Source organism: Enterobacter pseudoroggenkampii (assembly GCF_026420145.1).
GTDB lineage: Bacteria > Pseudomonadota > Gammaproteobacteria > Enterobacterales > Enterobacteriaceae > Enterobacter > Enterobacter pseudoroggenkampii.
Window position 1 is genome coordinate 71,241 of sequence record NZ_JAPMLV010000002.1, and the last position, 19,390, is coordinate 90,630.

17 protein-coding genes are annotated in these 19,390 nt (G+C 55.0%); 9 read left to right on the forward strand and 8 right to left on the reverse strand.

The annotated features are described in order from the left end of the window. The first annotated feature begins 18 nt into the window (after positions 1-18). From OTG14_RS13575 to OTG14_RS13585, 3 genes are read left to right on the forward strand one after another with little or no spacing between them, the layout of a single operon-like run. Positions 19-582: a fimbrial protein gene (locus OTG14_RS13575; RefSeq protein ID WP_126545079.1), complete on the forward strand. Its 564-nt coding sequence runs from the start codon at positions 19-21 to the stop codon at positions 580-582. A gap of 14 nt (positions 583-596) precedes the next feature. Continuing rightward, positions 597-1,205: a fimbrial-like protein gene (locus OTG14_RS13580; RefSeq protein ID WP_267215233.1), complete on the forward strand. Its 609-nt coding sequence runs from the start codon at positions 597-599 to the stop codon at positions 1,203-1,205. A gap of 8 nt (positions 1,206-1,213) precedes the next feature. Then, positions 1,214-2,293, forward strand: coding sequence for a fimbrial protein StkG (locus tag OTG14_RS13585; protein ID WP_267215234.1), 1,080 nt, complete (start codon positions 1,214-1,216; stop codon positions 2,291-2,293). Position 2,294: 1 nt separating this feature from the next. On the opposite strand, the gene OTG14_RS13590 is transcribed toward OTG14_RS13585, so the two are convergent. The 4 genes from OTG14_RS13590 to OTG14_RS13605 form a co-directional block, all read right to left on the reverse strand. Beyond that, the gene (locus tag OTG14_RS13590; protein ID WP_267215235.1) at positions 2,295-3,542 is read right to left on the reverse strand and encodes a polysaccharide deacetylase family protein; all 1,248 of its coding nucleotides are present in this window, start codon (positions 3,540-3,542) and stop codon (positions 2,295-2,297) included. 64 nt (positions 3,543-3,606) lie between these two features. After that, entirely contained in the window at positions 3,607-4,047 is a 441-nt protein-coding gene (locus OTG14_RS13595; protein WP_267215236.1) for a PTS sugar transporter subunit IIA, read from the reverse strand. A 104-nt stretch (positions 4,048-4,151) separates the two neighbouring features. After that, entirely contained in the window at positions 4,152-4,922 is a 771-nt protein-coding gene (locus OTG14_RS13600; RefSeq protein WP_023334536.1) for an ABC transporter permease, read from the reverse strand. Then, entirely contained in the window at positions 4,919-5,845 is a 927-nt protein-coding gene (locus OTG14_RS13605) for an ABC transporter ATP-binding protein (protein ID WP_008501946.1), read from the reverse strand. The genes OTG14_RS13600 and OTG14_RS13605 overlap by 4 nt, the downstream gene beginning before the upstream one ends. 107 nt (positions 5,846-5,952) lie before the next feature. Between OTG14_RS13605 and can the strand changes: the two genes are divergently transcribed. Further along, the gene (gene can, locus OTG14_RS13610) at positions 5,953-6,615 is read left to right on the forward strand and encodes a carbonate dehydratase (protein WP_008501947.1); all 663 of its coding nucleotides are present in this window, start codon (positions 5,953-5,955) and stop codon (positions 6,613-6,615) included. A gap of 61 nt (positions 6,616-6,676) precedes the next feature. On the opposite strand, the gene hpt is transcribed toward can, so the two are convergent. After that, positions 6,677-7,213, reverse strand: coding sequence for a hypoxanthine phosphoribosyltransferase (hpt, locus tag OTG14_RS13615; protein WP_008501948.1), 537 nt, complete (start codon positions 7,211-7,213; stop codon positions 6,677-6,679). 208 nt (positions 7,214-7,421) lie between these two features. Here hpt and OTG14_RS13620 point away from each other — a divergent pair, with 208 nt between their 5' ends. Then, positions 7,422-9,812: a glucose/quinate/shikimate family membrane-bound PQQ-dependent dehydrogenase gene (locus OTG14_RS13620; protein WP_267215237.1), complete on the forward strand. Its 2,391-nt coding sequence runs from the start codon at positions 7,422-7,424 to the stop codon at positions 9,810-9,812. Between the two features lie 90 nt (positions 9,813-9,902). On the opposite strand, the gene cueO is transcribed toward OTG14_RS13620, so the two are convergent. After that, a complete protein-coding gene (gene cueO / locus OTG14_RS13625; protein WP_267215238.1) occupies positions 9,903-11,471 on the reverse strand; it encodes a multicopper oxidase CueO in 1,569 nt (522 codons plus the stop codon). Positions 11,472-11,616: 145 nt separating this feature from the next. Between cueO and OTG14_RS13630 the strand changes: the two genes are divergently transcribed. The 3 genes from OTG14_RS13630 (at position 11,617) to speD (ending at position 13,743) form a co-directional block, all read left to right on the forward strand. Then, a complete protein-coding gene (locus tag OTG14_RS13630) occupies positions 11,617-11,964 on the forward strand; it encodes a YacC family pilotin-like protein (RefSeq protein ID WP_014882582.1) in 348 nt (115 codons plus the stop codon). A 114-nt stretch (positions 11,965-12,078) separates the two neighbouring features. Next, positions 12,079-12,948 carry a polyamine aminopropyltransferase gene (speE, locus tag OTG14_RS13635; protein ID WP_023310424.1) on the forward strand — a complete coding sequence of 290 codons (870 nt, stop codon included), beginning with the start codon at positions 12,079-12,081 and terminating at the stop codon, positions 12,946-12,948. Continuing rightward, positions 12,949-13,743: an adenosylmethionine decarboxylase gene (gene speD / locus OTG14_RS13640; RefSeq protein WP_032649781.1), complete on the forward strand. Its 795-nt coding sequence runs from the start codon at positions 12,949-12,951 to the stop codon at positions 13,741-13,743. 31 nt (positions 13,744-13,774) lie between these two features. Here the strand turns inward: speD and yacL are convergent, their stop codons facing one another. Further along, positions 13,775-14,137, reverse strand: a complete 363-nt coding sequence (gene yacL / locus OTG14_RS13645) for a protein YacL (RefSeq protein WP_032649783.1) — start codon at positions 14,135-14,137, stop codon at positions 13,775-13,777. A gap of 190 nt (positions 14,138-14,327) precedes the next feature. Continuing rightward, on the reverse strand, positions 14,328-16,925 hold the full coding sequence (acnB, locus tag OTG14_RS13650) for a bifunctional aconitate hydratase 2/2-methylisocitrate dehydratase (RefSeq protein ID WP_267215239.1): 2,598 nt from the start codon (positions 16,923-16,925) through the stop codon (positions 14,328-14,330). Positions 16,926-17,816: 891 nt separating this feature from the next. Between acnB and OTG14_RS13655 the strand changes: the two genes are divergently transcribed. Continuing rightward, complete coding sequence (locus tag OTG14_RS13655; RefSeq protein ID WP_267215240.1) at positions 17,817-19,382, forward strand: DUF3300 domain-containing protein; 1,566 nt, start codon at positions 17,817-17,819, stop codon at positions 19,380-19,382. Positions 19,383-19,390: the final 8 nt, after the last annotated feature.

Below are 19,390 nucleotides of genomic sequence, written 5' to 3' on the forward strand. Positions count from 1 at the left end.
GGAAACCGGAGCAACATTATGAAATTTAAATCCACTTTTATCGCCCTGTCCGTTTCTACCCTTCTGTTCTCTGGAATGGCAAGTGCAGCAATTACAGGTACCAGCAGCGTCGAAATGACGATTAAAACCAAAGTTGTATCAGGCACATGTACTGCAAAAGTGCTTAACGATGCCGGTACTGCAGCCACTGAAATTGCTTTTGGCGAAGTATATAAATCCGATCTGGTGAACAAAACCCGCGTTAAGCCGCTCAAGATTGCCTTCACCAACTGTTCTGGTGTCACGAAGGCAACAGTAGCAGCCGCAAAAGGCGCTGGTGGGGAGTGCAGTGGCACAGGTAAGAACGGTGACTCCTACTCAGGTGGCTTAGCAACAGGCTTTGAAATCTGGTCAGGCGTTGTCGATACTGGGCTACTCATGAGCTGCAACACCCCTCCAGCAGCACAGGAAGTCACCATTTCTAATGGCATCGGTGAATTTCCAATGAATTCCCGCATCGTAGTAGGCCAGGGTCAAACCATTGCTGATGTTGGCACAGGTGCCGTTAGTGCACCGGTCACGTTCACCATCGCCTATCAATAATTCCAGGGACCACTATGCAACAATCACCGTTTACTTTACACCAGCCCGGTCTGATGTTGCTTATCGGTCTGGCTGGTAGCACTCTGCCTGGCGTAAGCCAGGCAGGTTCAGGTATGGATGTAAACCTGACGGCAAACATTGTTAACAATACATGCCAGCTCAGCGTCGAAAACGGCGGGGAAATCTATTTGCCCACCGTTGGCCGAGACTGGTTTTATAACAGCGATAAGAGCGACCGTTTAACGCCGACCGATGATGAAGCAGGCACGCCCTTCACCATTCACGTAGATAACTGCTACGCGGGCAGTGGAGAGGGTGCAGATATTAACCAACTGAAATTTAGTTTTGCACCCCAGAATGGTTTCTGGAGTAACCAAAACCAGGTGTTTAAAAACGATGCGACAGCTGGCGCAGCTGAAAATGTAGGTATCGTTATTTTCTCTGAAAAATACAAAACGAACGTTTTGAAAAGTGACGGTACGTCTAACGTTATTTACGACGTTGCTGGAAGCAGTGAGAGCTATATAAAGGATTATGGATTTTACGCACGCTATCAGAACGTGGGAACCGTCACCAGCGGCACGGTGATGAGCAGCGTTCTGGTGAATGTGAGCTACGAATAAAGGGATTTATGATGAAGAAACTATTGACTCTATTAGCGTTTGTGGCGCTCGGGATTTCTGGCGCAACGCATGCGTATGAGTGCAAATTTTACGCCGGAGCAGACGATGTGTTAATTATGTCCCCGGGTACACAACCGGTGATTACCCCCCTGCCCGTGGGCATGGTAACCGCCCCAACGCAGATCAGCTCCACGATCATTATGGAGACAACACCGACGTTAAGATCGCACTGCGCAGGCGGCGATGACGGCGGAGATGTTTATCAGTTAACCGATAATGCAATGGAGATGGTGAGCATTGATGGCAAAGCCGCTTTTCGTACAAACATCCCAGGGATTTACTACACGCTGGCGTTTTTCCCGGATGGTAATGGCGTAACGGCATGGTTCCCCCCAAACGCGAACGAATTTTATAGGACAGGTATCATCGGGTATGACTATGGGCTTCTTGATGAGAAAAACTGGCACGTTCGTATGGAAATTTGGCAGACAAATGGGTTCACAGGTGTACCCGCAGATGAGAATTTCCTAACTGCGAGCAGTGGCCCTATCGGTCAAATTATTATTGGTAACCCTAATGGGACAACAAAAGATGACCATCCACGTCCGCTGGTGAATATGTCCCAGATGTCATTCAGTATTCCCTTAAACCGTCCAACGTGCGCATTACGCGCCCCGGCAACGGTGAATCTGGGGGACTGGTATCCTGCAGAAGTCGAAAACGGTAATACCACTAAAGTCGGGTTTCAGATTACGGGGACATGTATAAATACAGTAAAGGTTGAATATACATTATCATCCACTCATACCACCTCAGATAAAAAGTATTTTACTAACAACGTTGAAGGTAATAGTGGAGTAACCGCGGCAGGAGGCGTCGGCGTCAGGATTCTCGATAATCAGGGTGATAACTATCCTGTTCCAGCTGATAGCTATGCGCGAACCCTTGCTGTGGGCGAAGTGATTGGAGTGGACCCTGTGAATTTTGTAGACAGAACCCTTTGGGCTCAACTGGTTAAAATCGGCAGCGAACCTGTGACCGTCGGGACTTTCGGTACCTCTGTTACCTTCCAGATAACCTACGAGTAAACTACCCCTGCGGCTGATTGCTGATCAGCCGCGACATCGTCTCCAGCGAATCCGTTCTTAAGATATACAGGCGCTTCAGTAAGAACGGATTATCCCCCGGCTTGACCTTCCCGCGTACCGTCGTCACCGCCAGATGAAACCCGGCGTCATTCGCGGCTTTAATCGCCTTATCGTCGTAGCCGCCGAACGGATACGAGAGGTAAAGCACGTGCGGGTTAAACTGCGCCAGATCCCGTCGCGAGCGCTTAAAATCAAACAAAATATTGTGATAGCTGCGGCTCAGTAAAATGGGCTGATGGTTGTCGTCAACGCGGTGCAGGAAGTGCGTGTGGGACTGATAGTCGAACACGTCATGCATCTGCTCCAGCTCCGACACGCTCATAAACTGCAGGGATTTCGGCGCCCATTTTTGCGGGTGGCGCTTGATGCGCGAGGAGATAATAAACTCCGTCGCCTTAAAGCCATACGCTTTGAGGATCGGGTAAGCATAGCGGTTAACGGACTTCAGGCCGTCGTCGAAGGTAATCACCACCGATTTCGCCGGCAGGTTCATTTTGTTACGCACATACCCTTCCAGCTGGTACATCGTCAGGGTGGTATAGCCCTGGTCGCGCAGCCAGGTCATCTGGTTGCTGAATGCCCGCACGCTGGTGGTCGTGGAGGTATGGCGGAAACGGGTGTTCTCCTCGTCGCGCAAAATATGGTGATAGGTAATGACCGGAATGCCATTATCTTCCTGCGCGTCCAGGCTGCTGATCCACGCCAGGCGGTTGCCGATGCGGATCTGGAACCAGGTCTGATTGAGGCGATCTTTAAGCTTGTTCAGGATCGGATAACGCAAATTGCTGCTCAGGGTGCCGAAGGGTGCGCTACCGTTGTTCGGGGCGTTATAAACGGGCGTGTCTTTCCACGTTATCAGGTTTTGATTGCTCAGCGGTTTATTCAGATCCCCCAGCCCATCCTCGACGCGCTGTTTACCCTGAACCGGCTCCAGGTGTCCCTTGTCGATAAAACCCGTGCCAAATCCGAAGCGAAATTCATAGTAGTCCGCCGCCGCAGGCACTACCGCAAGGATCTGCCCTGCCCGCACGTTACCGACGTTAATAACGCTGTTGCCGACCTGCGCCCAAATCGCCGCATCTTCGGTGGTTTGCATATATTGAGCAGGCAGTCTTTGCTGACTTAATAAACTGGCAGAAGAAGTGCCGGACACGAACATCAATAACAGGAAAACAATACGCGTGAACATGAGGGTCTTATTCGAAGCGGAAATACTTATGCCATTGTAGCAAAAGCGACATCAATACCAACGTTTAATTCTTATACAGATCATGGAGCAGGACGAAAGGAGGATTTTTTTGCTGCTGATGCCACAAGCTGCTGACGTCCGGCGCGCCCTGCTCGACGATAGCGTTACGGAACCCGGCGCTGGTTAACGTTTCACGTTGCGGATACATCGCTTCAAGTAATGGAAGGCTGATGCCCGAGATCACCTCACAGCAATCATGCTTATGGCTCAGCAAAGCGGCTGCGCGGTAAGGCGCCGCGCCCGATTTATCGGTCAAAAAAATGACGCCATCACCGGTGTCCGTTTCATGCAGGGCATCGCACATCATGCGGCTCAGCATGTTAGTGCTCAACCCGCGCCAGTAATTTACCGCCCGGCACTGTGCCAGCGGGCCAAATCTGGCTTCAAGCTTGTCCAGCATGTCCTGCGCCCGTTCATCGTGGCAGGTGATAACCCATCCCAGCATAACTCTCTCCTTAGCAGGCAAGTAGTTTAGCGGAGTGAAGGTTAGCTTTCGGTGATAACTGTCAAAGAAAGTGCCCGGCAGACAGAATGTCGCCGGGCTGAGGGCTAGCTGCGCAGACCGCGTCCGCGCTGGATCAGATACCAGCAAAGCAGGTAGAAGGCGATGATGAACACCACCAGCACCGCCACCGTGGTAAACAGCGGCACGTCAGTGATGCCGAGGAAGCCAAAGCGGAATCCGCTGATCATGTAGACAATCGGGTTCAGGTGCGACAGCGCCTGCCAGAACGGTGGCAGCAGCGTCAGGGAGTAGAACACCCCGCCGAGATAGGTCAGCGGCGTCAGCACGAAGGTCGGGATCAGGCTGATGTCGTCAAACGTTTTGGCGAACACGGCGTTCAGCAGACCGGCCAGCGAGAACAGGATCGCCGTCAGGAGCAGCGTCAGCGCGACGAACAGCCACGAGTGCACCTGGAACGGCACGAAGAACAGCGAAATCGCCGTGACCAGGATCCCCACGCACAGCCCGCGCGCCACGCCGCCGCCGACATAGCCGGCGATAATTACATGCGTCGGTACCGGCGCGACCAGCAGCTCTTCGATGTTACGCTGGAACTTGGCGCTGAAGAATGACGACGCCACGTTGGCATAGGCGTTGGTGATCACCGCCATCATAATCAGGCCCGGCACGATAAACTGCATATAGGTAAAGCCGTGCATCTCACCAATCCGGGAACCAATCAGGTTACCGAAGATGATGAAATAGAGCGTCATCGTGATGACTGGCGGCACCAGGGTTTGCACCCAGATGCGCATGAAGCGGTTAATCTCTTTCGCCCAGATGCTTTTCAGCGCGACCCAGTAAAGATGCGTCATGCCTTGTCTCCTTGTTTATCCTGCACCAGAGAGACAAACAGCTCTTCCAGTCGGTTCGCTTTGTTACGCATACTTAAGACCTGAATACCCTGCGCGCTCAGCTGTGAGAACACGCTGTTGATGCCCTGCTCGCGCAGCACTTCCACTTCCAGCGTCGAGGTATCGACAAGACGATACTGATACCCTTCCAGCTTCGGCAGTGGACTTTTTGCCGCCAGATCGAGAATGAAGGTTTCTGATTTCAGCTTGGAGAGCAGGTTCTTCATCGAGGTGTTTTCTACCAGCTCGCCGTGCTGAATGATGCCGATGTTGCGGCACAGCATTTCAGCCTCTTCAAGGTAGTGGGTGGTCAGAATAATGGTGGTGCCTTTGTCGTTGAGATCTTTCAGGAAGCCCCACATGGAACGACGAAGTTCGATATCGACACCCGCCGTCGGTTCATCGAGGATCAGCAGCTTTGGCTCGTGCATCAGCGCGCGGGCGATCATCAGGCGGCGCTTCATCCCGCCGGATAACATCCGCGCGCGTTCGTTACGTTTTTCCCACAGGTCGAGCTGCTTGAGGTACTTTTCGCTCCGCTCCAGGGCCTCTTTACGCTCGACGCCGTAATAACCCGCCTGGTTAACAACGATCTGCTGCACCGTCTCAAACGGGTTGAAGTTGAACTCCTGCGGCACCAGACCCAGCTGGCGCTTGGCGTTCACCACATCTTTTTGCAGGTCGTAACCAAAGACGCTCACCCGGCCGGATGTTTTATTGACCAGCGAGCTGATAATCCCAATGGTGGTCGATTTCCCCGCCCCGTTCGGCCCCAGAAGCGCATAAAAATCACCGGCCTCTACTTTTAGATCTATTCCGCGCAGCGCCTGAACGCCGCCCGGATAGGTTTTTTTAAGCTGCTCAAGCTCCAGTGCAATTGCCATGAAATTAACTTACCTTCCGTTCTGACACACGTTGTGTGGTTTCATTAAAAGTCGGGTTACCCTATAGTAGCGCAACGCAATTACTCGGTTACAGGTCGCTAACCTCCATGAACAACATAGATACACTCATCAGCAACAATGCACTATGGTCAAAAATGCTGGTGGAGGAAGACCCCGGATTTTTTGGAAAACTCGCGCAGGCGCAAAACCCACGCTTTCTCTGGATTGGATGCTCCGACAGCCGCGTACCGGCGGAGCGCCTGACCGGCCTCGAGCCCGGCGAACTGTTTGTTCACCGCAACGTTGCCAACCTGGTGATTCACACCGATCTCAACTGTCTTTCTGTTGTTCAGTATGCCGTTGACGTTCTGCAAGTCGAGCACATCATCATTTGCGGCCACTACGGCTGCGGCGGCGTGCAGGCGGCGGTTGAAAACACGGAACTGGGGCTCATTGATAACTGGCTGCTGCACATCCGCGATATCTGGTTCAAACATAGCTCACTGCTGGGCGAAATGCCGCAGGAGCGTCGCATGGATACCCTGTGCGAACTCAACGTGATGGAGCAGGTGTATAACCTGGGCCACTCAACGATCATGCAATCGGCGTGGAAACGCGGGCAGAAGGTCTCGATCCACGGCTGGGCGTACGGCATTCACGACGGCCTGCTGCGCAATCTGGAAGTGACCGCCACCAACCGGGAAACGCTGGAGCAGCGTTACCGTTCGGGAATTGCCAACCTTCAGCTTAAGCATGTGAACCATAAATAAAGCCGGGGATTTTCTCCCTCTCCCTGTGGGAGAGGGCCGGGGTGAGGTCATCAGCCCGCAATTACTCGTCCAGCAATACCACTTTCCCAACATACGGCAGATGGCGATAGCGCTGCGCGTAGTCAATGCCGTAACCGACGACGAATTCATCCGGAATCGAGAAACCGACGAACTCGACCGGTACCTGCACTTCACGGCGGTCAGGCTTATCCAGCAGCGTACAAATCGCCAGCGATTTCGGCTCACGCAGGCTCAGGATCTCGCGCACTTTTGACAGCGTGTTGCCGGAGTCGATGATGTCCTCAACGATCAACACATCTTTACCACGAATATCTTCATCCAGATCTTTCAGGATTTTCACATCACGGGTGGTGGACATGCCGCTGCCGTAGCTGGAGGCGGTCATAAAATCGACCTCATGGGGCACATGCACTTCACGGCACAGGTCCGCCATGAACATGAAAGAGCCGCGCAACAGACCGACCAGCACCATTTCACTGCCGCTGTCCTTGTAATGTTCGGTGATTTGACGACCCAGTTCGGCGATACGCGCTTTGATCTCGGCTTCCGGGATCATCACTTCAACAGTATGTTTCATATTACTAACCAAATGATTTTGATGAAAATCTCTCAATACGGATGAGTTAATATCCAGCACTGATACGCAAGCCAGCCATTATATCAGCAAATGGATAACCCTGGCGTATGAGTTATAAAAAGCAAATATTGTGATTCCGATCACACTTGTTAATACCTATAATTAGTTGCTAGCAAATTATTAACAAAAACTGACGAGTACACTTTCTATGGCTGAAACAAACTCTAAACAGCCGCGTCTACTGGTGACATTAACAGCGGCGTTCGCAGCCTTCTGCGCGCTGTATCTGTTAATCGGTGGCGTCTGGCTGGTCGCGATCGGCGGCTCCTGGTACTACCCGATTGCGGGCCTGGTTATGCTTGGCGTAACCGTCCTGCTCTGGCGTAGAAAACAATCTGCACTGTGGCTGTATGCCGCACTCCTTCTTGCCACCATGATCTGGGGCGTCTGGGAAGTTGGCTTTGACTTCTGGGCGCTGACGCCGCGCAGCGACATCCTGGTCTTCTTCGGTATCTGGCTGATCCTGCCGTTCGTGTGGCGTCGCCTGATTGTGCCTTCCAGCGGTGCTGTGGCGGGCCTGGTTGTTGCCCTGCTGATTACCGGCGGCATCCTGACATGGGCCGGCTTTAACGACCCGCAGGAGATCAACGGTACGCTGAACGCAGAATCGACGCCTGCGGCGGCTATCTCGCAGGTGGCGGACGGCGACTGGCCTGCGTATGGTCGTAATCAGGAAGGTCAACGTTACTCTCCGCTGAAGCAGATCAACGCGGACAACGTTAAGAACCTGAAAGAAGCCTGGGTATTCCGTACCGGCGACCTGAAGATGCCGAACGATCCGGGCGAGCTGACCAACGAAGTGACGCCAATTAAAGTCGGCGATATGCTTTATCTGTGTACGGCGCACCAGCGTCTGTTCGCGCTCGACGCGGCCACGGGTAAAGAGAAATGGCACTTCGATCCGCAGCTGAACTCCAACCCGTCCTTCCAGCACGTCACCTGCCGTGGCGTCTCATACCACGAAGCGCGCGCCGATAACGCGAGCCCGGAAGTGGTTGCCGACTGTCCTCGCCGCATCATGCTGCCGGTGAACGATGGCCGTCTGTTCGCCATCAATGCCGAAACGGGCAAGCTGTGCGAAACCTTTGCCAACAAAGGTATCCTGAATCTGCAGACCAACATGCCGGACACCACGCCGGGTCTGTATGAGCCAACTTCGCCGCCGATCATCACCGATAAAACCATCGTGATTGCCGGTTCGGTAACGGATAACTTCTCCACGCGCGAAACCTCCGGCGTTATCCGCGGTTTCGACGTGAATACCGGTAAACTGCTGTGGGCCTTCGACCCGGGCGCGAAAGATCCGAATGCGATCCCGTCGGACGAGCACACCTTTACCTTTAACTCGCCAAACTCCTGGGCCCCGGCTGCGTATGACGCGAAGCTGGACCTGGTCTACCTGCCGATGGGCGTTACCACGCCAGATATCTGGGGCGGTAACCGCACGCCGGAGCAGGAGCGTTATGCGAGCGCTATCGTGGCGCTGAACGCGACCACCGGTAAGCTGGCCTGGAGCTATCAGACCGTACACCACGATCTGTGGGATATGGATATGCCGTCCCAGCCGACGCTGGCGGACATTACCGTTAACGGCAAAACCGTTCCGGTGATTTACGCCCCGGCGAAAACCGGCAACATCTTCGTACTGGATCGCAGCAACGGCAAGCTGGTTGTGCCGGCACCGGAAAAACCGGTTCCGCAGGGCGCGGCGAAAGGCGATTACGTCAGCGAAACCCAGCCGTTCTCCGATCTGAGCTTCCGTCCGAAGAAAGACCTCAGCGGGGCAGACATGTGGGGTGCCACGATGTTTGACCAGCTGGTGTGCCGCGTGATGTTCCATCAGCTGCGCTATGAAGGCATCTTCACGCCACCTTCTGAGCAGGGCACGCTGGTCTTCCCGGGTAACCTGGGGATGTTCGAGTGGGGCGGGATCTCCGTTGACCCGAACCGTCAGGTAGCGATCGCCAACCCAATGGCACTGCCGTTCGTTTCCCGTCTGATCCCACGCGGTCCGGGCAACCCAATGGAGCAGCCGAAAGACGCGAAAGGCAGCGGTACCGAAGCCGGTATTCAGCCGCAGTATGGCGTACCGTTCGGCGTAACGCTGAACCCGTTCCTGTCGCCGTTTGGCCTGCCGTGTAAACAGCCTGCCTGGGGTTATATCTCCGGCCTGGATCTGAAAACCAATCAGATCGTGTGGAAAAAACGTATTGGTACGCCACAGGACAGCATGCCGTTCCCGATGCCGGTTCCGGTGCCGTTTAATATGGGTATGCCGATGCTGGGTGGCCCAATTTCCACCGCCGGTAACGTGCTGTTCATCGCGGCAACCGCAGATAACTACCTGCGCGCGTACAACATGACCAACGGTGAGAAACTGTGGCAAGGCCGTCTGCCGGCTGGCGGACAGGCTACCCCGATGACCTATGAAGTGAATGGCAAGCAGTACGTTGTCATCTCCGCGGGCGGTCACGGTTCGTTTGGCACGAAGATGGGCGACTATATTGTCGCGTATGCGTTGCCTGACGAAGGCAAATAAAAGCAAAACGGCAACCTCGGTTGCCGTTTTTGTGTTTGTTCCCTCTCCCTGTGGGAGAGGGCCAGGGTGAGGGCATCAGGCCGCACTGTTTTAAACAGTGAACCCGAGCATCATCCCCGTATCTTCATGCTCCAGCAGATGGCAGTGCGCCATATAGGCAAACTCCTTCGGCGCGTCGTGGTCAAACTTCACCAGCACCTCGCTAACGCCGCCTTCCACTCTCACCGTATCTTTCCAGCCCGCGCGATGCGCATCCGGCGCTTTACCGTTTTCTGAGAGAATGCGGAACTGGGTACCGTGGATATGGAACGGATGCAGCATCATGTCCCCTTCACCTGAAATCACCCAGCGCTCAAACTGCCCTTTTGTCGCAGCAAACATCGGCGTGTTCATGTCGAACGCTTTGCCGTTGATCATATTGGCGTTGTGAAAATCAAAGCCATGGTCGCCGTGATCCATGTTCCCCATGCCGCCCATTTTGCCGTGGTCCATATTCATATGACCCATCATCTGCCCGTGATGCATCCCCGCCATCGCCTTATCGCCATATTTCGCCATCAGCGCCTGCATGCCCATCATATCGAGCATCGGGTTCATGGAGAGCTGCAGCTTACGCTGCGTAAGACCATCAAGCGACGGGAGTGCTGGCAGAGTGGTTAACAAATCAGGCAGCGTGCCGGAAGCGGTCACCAGTAACGGCTGAATACGCAGCACCGGATGCGGCTTGTCAAACGGTGCGACCGCCATCCCCATCTGGCTAACCGGCAGGGTCACAAGATCAAACGCCTTGCCGTCGCTGATGTCCACCAGCACCTCGAAGCGCTCGCCCATCAGCATCGGCAGCTCGTTCACTTTTACCGGCTCCGGCAGCAGGCCGCCGTCGCTTGCCACTACGTACAGCGGGCGCTTATCGCTGGTGGCGAAGTTGAGTGAACGCGCGTTACAGCCATTGAGCAGACGCAGGCGCAGCCAGCCTTTCGGCGCGGCGTGCTGAGGATAAATGGCGCCGTTGGTCAACAGCGTGTCGCCAAACCAGCCTACCGCCGCGCTCATCACGTCCAGCTGGTAGTCAATTTGCCCGTCCGCGGTGAATTTCTTGTCCTGCACAATCACCGGCACGTCGTCGATGCCCCACTGTTTCGGCAGGCGCAGCAGGCGGCTTTCGTCGTCTTCAATCAGCACCAGCCCCGCCAGCCCCATCGCCACCTGATGGCCCGTTTTGCCATGCTGATGCGGATGGAACCAGCAGGTCGCCGCGCGCTGGTCGGGCGTAAAGGTGACGCTGCGCGTGCCGCCCGCTTTGATGACGCCCTGCGGCCCGCCGTCTACCTCGCCCGGCACTTCCAGCCCGTGCCAGTGCAGCGTCGTCTCTTCGGCAAGCGTGTTGTGGATATCCACCGTCACCGTCTTCCCTTTGCGCAGCTGCAGCGCCGGGCCGAGCAGATTGCCGTTATAGCCCCAGGTCGTGGCGTTGTGCGCACCGAACAGCGTGTTGCCGGACTGAACAACAAGCTTGATACGGCTACGGGCATCCGCGGTCAGCAAGTCAGGGATAGGTAAGGCAGGCCTGTCAGCCGCGAAAACCGCGCGGCTCCAGAGAGGCAATGCGCTGGCAGCACCCAGCGCCACGGAATATTTTAAAAAATCACGACGTTGCATGTTCATTTCCTTATTTCCAGCAGGCGATCTTTTGAGCATAAACCCTCCCCTTACCGGAAGGTCAAGTCAAGCGGCAATAATAAAGATCGTCGCACTGGCATCAAGTATGCTAACGTTAATTTTCCGTGAAGAAGTGGTAGAAGCAATGAAGACGTTTTTCAGGACAATTTTGTTCGGTAGCCTGATGGCAATGTGTGCGAACAGCTATGCGCTAAGTGAAAATGAAGCGGAAGATATGGCCGATTTAACGGCGGTTTTTGTATTCCTGAAAAATGATTGCGGCTACCAGAATTTACCCAACGGGCAAATTCGCCGCGCGCTGGTCTTTTTTGCCCAGCAGAACCAGTGGGATCTCAGCAACTACGACAGCTTCGACATGAAGGCGCTCGGCGAAGACAGCTACCGCGACCTAAGCGGTATTGGTATTCCCACTGCCAAAAAATGCAAAGCGCTGGCTCGCGACTCACTCAGCCTGCTCGCCTACGTCAAATAACCTTCCCGACGCCCCCTGTTGAACCTCTGACCGTGCAACCGCGGTTAGAGTTAGCTATCATGTTTCGCTCATTTTTTGTGAGCGTAACGGATGTTTACACAGGAGGAGTTCGCTATGGCCGACCACACGTTGTGGCATGAAACCTTGCATGACCAGTTTGGTCAGTACTTTGCCGTTGATAACGTGCTCTATCATGAGAAAACCGATCACCAGGATCTGATCATCTTCGAGAATGCTGCCTTTGGCCGCGTCATGGCGCTGGACGGCGTCGTGCAAACGACCGAGCGAGATGAATTTATCTATCATGAGATGATGACCCACGTCCCGCTGCTGGCGCACGGCCACGCGAAGCATGTCCTGATTATTGGCGGTGGCGATGGCGCAATGCTGCGTGAAGTTTCCCGCCATCGTTCCATTGAAACCATCACCATGGTGGAAATCGATGCGGGCGTCGTCTCTTTCTGCCGCCAGTACCTGCCCAACCACAATGCCGGCAGCTATGACGATCCGCGCTTTAGCCTGGTGATTGACGACGGCGTTAACTTCGTTAACCAGACCTCGCAGACCTTTGACGTGATCATCTCCGACTGCACCGACCCTATCGGCCCAGGCGCGTCACTGTTTACCTCCTCCTTCTACGAGGGCTGCAAGCGCTGCCTGAACCCGGGCGGGATCTTCGTCGCCCAAAATGGCGTCTGCTTCCTGCAGCAGGATGAAGCGCTGGATAGCCATCGTAAGCTCAGCACCTATTTCGATGATGTCAGCTTCTATCAGGCCGCTATTCCGACGTACTACGGCGGGATCATGACCTTTGCCTGGGCGACGGATAACGATGTATTACGTCATCTTTCCACCGAAATTATTCAGGCCCGCTTCCATCAGGCCGGTCTTCAGTGCCGATACTACAATCCGGCTATTCATACCGCAGCGTTTGCTCTGCCGCAGTACCTGCAAGACGCATTATCCACTAAGGGGGTGAGCTAATTGAAAAAGCTTAAACTGCATGGCTTTAACAACCTGACGAAAAGCCTGAGTTTTTGTATTTACGATATCTGCTATGCCAAAACAGCGGAAGAACGCGATGGTTACATCGCCTATATCGACGAACTCTACAACGCCAACCGTCTGACCGAGATCCTGTCAGAAACCTGTTCCATTATCGGCGCCAACATCCTGAACATCGCCCGACAGGATTATGAACCCCAGGGCGCCAGCGTGACCATCCTGGTCAGCGAAGAGCCGGTCGATCCCAAGCTTATCGACAAAACGGAACATCCGGGCCCGCTGCCGGAAGTGGTTGTTGCCCACCTGGATAAAAGCCATATCTGCGTCCATACCTACCCGGAGAGTCACCCGGAAGGTGGGCTGTGTACGTTCCGCGCCGATATTGAAGTGTCGACCTGCGGCGTGATTTCCCCGCTGAACGCGCTGAACTATCTCATCCATCAGCTGGAATCGGATATCGTCACGATTGATTACCGCGTGCGCGGTTTTACTCGTGATATCAACGGCATGAAGCACTTCATTGACCACGAAATCAACTCTATTCAGAACTTTATGTCCGAGGACATGAAATCACTGTATGACATGATGGATGTGAACGTGTATCAGGAAAACATCTTCCATACCAAGATGTTACTTAAGGAATTCGACCTTAAGCACTATATGTTCCACACGAAGCCGGAAGATTTGAGCGAAGAAGAGCGTAAGGCGATTACCGACCTGCTCTGGAAAGAAATGCGCGAGATCTACTACGGCCGTAATATTCCGGCCGTGTAAGTGTTACCCGGAGCAGGGACGCTTCGGGAAGTTACCGCTGTTTCATAAACTCGCGGTAGGCATTCACCACCTGAAGGAAGTCTTCTACGCCGCACATCGACAGGCTCTCTTCGTCGTAGTAGCTCATCCCCTCTTCCATCTCGTCACCTGAAAACTCGAGCTGGTTGGCGCGCACCATGACCTCTTCACCGTCCATCCACAGCGTGTATTCATGACCGGCGCGCTGCCAGGAGCGTTCACTGCCTTTCACCGTATTTGCCGCCTGTTCAACCTCATCAAGAAGTGCGAGATTTTCTTTCACCTCTTCGTTAAACCAGTGTCCAACGGCTTCGTGGCCCATCGACATACGCACTTTCACCACTCCGGTGATGTCGCGCAGAAATTCGTAATCCATAGTGTTTTCCTCTGCAAAGCCATTAAGGTAATTATCGCAGCAGCGAGGAAGAAAAAAAGCGTGAGAGGTGGGAGGAATGAAAATAAAAAGGTGAGAGCAAGACCCTGCGGCCTGATGCCCTCACCCCGTCCCTCTCCCACGGGAGAGGGTGCAAACACTAAAAACCGTCTCGTGGAGACGGTTTTGCTGTTTATACCGCCGTCTGGAAGATAACCCCGTCGGCCTTCTCGGTGTACTGAGAGAGCTGGTCGAAGTTCAGATAGCGATAGGTATCCACCGCGGTCTTATCCACCTGAGCCACAAAGGTCTGGTACTCTTCCGGCGTTGGCAGTTTGCCAATCAGCGCCGCAACCGCCGCCAGCTCCGCAGAGGCCAGGAAGACGTTCGCACCGGTACCTAAACGGTTCGGGAAGTTACGGGTAGAGGTGGAGACCACCGTCGCGCCGTCGGCTACGCGCGCCTGGTTGCCCATGCACAGGGAACAGCCAGGAATTTCAATACGCGCCCCGCTCTTACCAAACACGCTGTAGTAGCCCTCTTCGGTCAGCTGAGCCGCGTCCATACGGGTTGGCGGCGCCACCCACAGACGGGTTGGCAGCTGGCCTTTGTGGGTATCCAGAAGCTTACCGGCCGCACGGAAGTGACCGATGTTGGTCATGCAGGATCCGATGAACACTTCGTCGATCTTCTCGCCCTGAACTTCGGACAGCGGACGCGCGTCGTCCGGATCGTTCGGTGCACACAGGATTGGCTCTTTGATATCCGCCAGATCGATGTCGATCACCGCCGCGTACTCTGCGTCAGCATCAGCTTCCAGCAGTTGCGGATCGGCCAGCCATTTCTCCATGCCCTGGATACGACGCTCCAGCGTACGACGGTCGCCGTAGCCTTCTGCAATCATCCACTTCAGCAGCACGATGTTAGAGTTAAGATACTCAATAATCGGCTCTTTGTTCAGCTTGATGGTACAGCCCGCAGCTGAACGCTCAGCGGAGGCATCGGTCAGCTCGAACGCCTGCTCAACCTTCAGATCCGGCAGACCTTCGATTTCCAGGATACGGCCAGAGAAGATGTTTTTCTTCCCTTTCTTCTCAACGGTCAGCAGACCCTGTTTAATCGCATACAGCGGGATCGCGTGAACCAGGTCGCGCAGGGTGATACCCGGCTGCATTTTACCTTTGAAGCGCACCAGCACCGATTCCGGCATATCCAGCGGCATCACGCCCGTCGCCGCGGCAAACGCCACCAGACCGGAGCCCGCCGGGAAAGAGATACCGATTGGGAAACGGGTATGGGAGTCACCGCCGGTACCCACGGTATCCGGCAGCAGCATGCGGTTCAGCCAGGAGTGAATTACGCCGTCGCCCGGACGCAGGGAAACGCCGCCACGGTTCATGATGAAGTCTGGCAGCGTGTGATGCGTGGTCACGTCAACCGGCTTCGGATAGGCCGCAGTGTGGCAGAAGGACTGCATCACCAGATCGGAAGAGAAGCCCAGGCACGCCAGGTCCTTCAGCTCGTCACGGGTCATTGGGCCAGTGGTGTCCTGAGAGCCTACGGAGGTCATCTTCGGCTCACAGTATGCGCCAGGACGAACACCGGCGACGCCGCAGGCGCGACCGACCATTTTCTGCGCCAGAGAGTAACCGCGATTGCTTTCCGCTACGTCTTTCGCGTGACGGAATACATCACTGTGCGGCAGACCCAGCGCTTCACGCGCTTTGGTGGTCAGGCCACGGCCGATGATCAGCGGAATACGGCCACCGGCACGCACTTCGTCGATCAGCACGTCGGTTTTCAGCTCAAAGCTCGCCAGCAGCTCGTTGGTTTCGTGGTTACGCACTTCACCTTTGTACGGGTAAACGTCAATCACGTCGCCCATGTTCAGGTTGGAGACGTCCACTTCGATCGGCAGGGCGCCCGCATCTTCCATGGTGTTGAAGAAGATCGGTGCAATTTTACCGCCGAGGCACAGGCCGCCGCCGCGTTTGTTTGGCACATGAGGGATGTCGTCACCCATGAACCACAGCACGGAGTTGGTGGCGGACTTACGGGAAGAACCGGTACCTACAACGTCACCCACGTAGGCCAGCGGGAACCCTTTTTTCTGCAGGGCTTCGATCTGTTTGATCGGGCCAACGCTGCCAGGCTGATCCGGCTCAATGCCTTCACGGGCGTTTTTCAGCATCGCCAGGGCGTGCAGAGGGATATCCGGGCGAGACCACGCGTCCGGTGCCGGAGAGAGGTCATCGGTGTTGGTTTCACCGGTCACTTTGAAGACGGTAACGGTGATTTTTTCAGCCAGCACAGGACGGTTCAGGAACCATTCGGCATCCGCCCAGGACTGCATCACCTGCTTCGCATAGACGTTGCCTGCTTTGGCTTTTTCTTCTACATCGTAGAAGTTATCGAACATCAGCAGCGTGGAAGAGAGCGCTTTAGCGGCAATCGGCGCCAGCTTGTCGTTATCCAGCGCGTCAATCAGCGGATGAATGTTGTAACCACCCTGCATGGTGCCGAGCAGTTCAATGGCTTTTTCAGGAGTAACCAGTGGGGAGGTGGCTTCGCCTTTGGCGATAGCAGCAAGGAATCCGGCTTTTACGTAGGCAGCTTCATCTACGCCAGGCGGTACGCGGTTGATCAGCAGATCTAACAGGAATTCTTCTTCGCCCTTAGGCGGGTTCTTCAGCAGCTCGACGAGCGCGGCCATTTGGGTTGCATCTAAAGGTTTGGGTACAATTCCCTCGGCGGCACGTTCTGCTACGTGCTTACGGTATTCTTCTAGCACGACGGTTCTCCTCGCTCTCATTGTCATATGCGGCGGGCGTTCTCTTCACGCTCCTGTGAGACAGCAGTTTGTAGGGTAAATGCCCGATACCGCGTCGGGCAGCATAGCAGGATTTCTGCACAGTGTTAATCCGTTTACAAAAAAGCAACATTAAAAAATTTGCTGAATCGTTAAGCATGGTGTAGCGGGGAGACAAGACGAATTTTGGGTACAAAAAAACCGCCTGATAGCGGTTTATTTGTTGCCTTGCGATGGTAGCACACCGTGTTGGCAGATTTGCGGCAACCCCAACGCAATGAATTTTGCATCACGCCCCGCTGGCTTGCAAGCCATTATGTCAATTTTGCGTAGCGCCTTCCTGTTTCGAATGAAAATTCGTTTCACTTCATTTTTCGCCTTCAGAATGACTACTGAGTCGATTACTCTTCCTCTCGGCCTGCTTCGCTGGTGTAGCAACCAGTCACCGGGCCCGGGAGCAGTTCCGTAACCTACGCGGCAATCCCAACTTGCCTGGTTCTGCCTTTCCCGGTGAAGAATGAACCCGCGTAGCCTTTACAGGAACGCACGCAATGGAGATGCGAATCACTGCGCTGATCGTTGTGACCGGTTTACTGCTAACCGCGCTGCACGGTGGCTGGAACATATCCGACATCACGGTGCTGTTTGTCGTCAACCTCGGCAACTAGCTGCTGGCCGCTCGTAAGAGCGGCCTTCTGAATTCCCTTCGGTTTTTCCCGCATCGCATATAATTGTGTAATAAATGCTCACAATCTTTATCCGGACGTACCGGACGCTTCCCAATAAAAGTCAAAACAGTAAAAGACGGGTGAATAATACTCACGCCAACCGTAACGCCTCACGGCACAGCGCTTGTCTCGTTGGAGTCATTTTATGAAGTTGCCCTTTAAGCCACATCTGCTCGTCCTTCTGTGCAGTGCCGGGCTGCTTGCCGCCTCAGGCGTCATGTTTGTCAAAAGTCGTGCAACGGAACCCGTTGCGCCGGCCCCCGTCGCACAACAACCAGCGGCACCGGCGGCACCGGTAGCAGCAACGCCCGCCCCTGTCGCCGCACCAACCTATACTGCCGCGCAAATCGATCAGTGGGTTGCCCCCATCGCGCTCTACCCGGATGCCCTGCTGTCGCAAATCCTGATGGCCTCGACTTACCCGGCCAACGTGATCCAGGCGGCGCAGTGGTCAAAAGACAACCCTAAAATGGAAGGGGACGCCGCCATTCAGGCCGTTGCCAGCCAGCCCTGGGATCCCAGCGTAAAATCGCTGGTCGCGTTTCCTCAGCTCATGTCCCTGATGGGCGAAAACCCGCCGTGGGTACAAAATCTGGGCGATGCGTTTCTCGCGCAGCCGAAGGACGTAATGGATTCCGTTCAACGCCTGCGCGCGCTGGCACAGAAGACCGGCGCTTTACAATCCACGCCTCAGCAGACGGTCACCACCGTGACAAAACCGGCACCAGCGAAAACCAGCACCACCGAGACAACGACAACCACAGCAGCAACGCCCGCGCCGGCCCCAACGGTAATCAAAATTGAATCTGCCGATCCGCAGGTTGTTTACGTCCCCACCTATAACCCCAATACGGTTTACGGGACCTGGCCAAACACCGCCTATCCACCTACCTATCTCCCGCCTACACCCGGGGAGCAGTTTGGCAACAGCTTCGTCAACGGCTTAGGCTTCAGCCTGGGCGTCGCCACAACCTATGCCATCTTCAGCAACATCGACTGGGATGATGACGATGACTGGGATCATCACCATGACGACTGGGATAATCACGGCGGCTATAACCGCAACGGTGATAACAACATCAATATCAACGTTGAGAACTTCAATAAAATCAGCGGGCAGCGTCTGACGGACGCCAACCGTACCTGGCAGCATAACCCGGCCTATCGGGAAGGTGTGCCCTATCCGACTAACCAGCTCAACACCCGTTTCCACTCCACCAGCACGGCTACCGGGCTCAGTTCAACGCAGCAAAAACCGGTTAACCGCGATAGCCAGCGTCAGGCTGCCCTGAGCCAGATGGAGAAATCCACGGGCAAAACTTTCCCCCAAACGGCGCGTCCCGGAACGAAAGATGTGCAGCGTCAGGCCTCAAGTGAACAGCTGAAGCAGATTTCCCAGCGCAATAACTACCGTGGCTACGACACCAAACCGCAGACGACGAAGCGAACCACCACGCAGCAGCGAGAAAATCGCCAGACCACCGCGCAGAGACAAGAGAAACGGGGTTCGCAGCCGGCGCAGCAACGCGCTCTCCAGCAGCGAAACAGCCAGCCCCGGGCCAATGCGCTGAGCGGCAACGACAGCCGCTCCGCGAACTGGCAGGCGCAGCAGCAGCGCGGTGCGCAAAGCAGACAGCTTGCGGCTCGCCAGCAGCAGCCACGTCAGGCGTCTGGTGGACGCGCTGAACGCCGTGAAATTCGACATCGCTAAGGGAACCG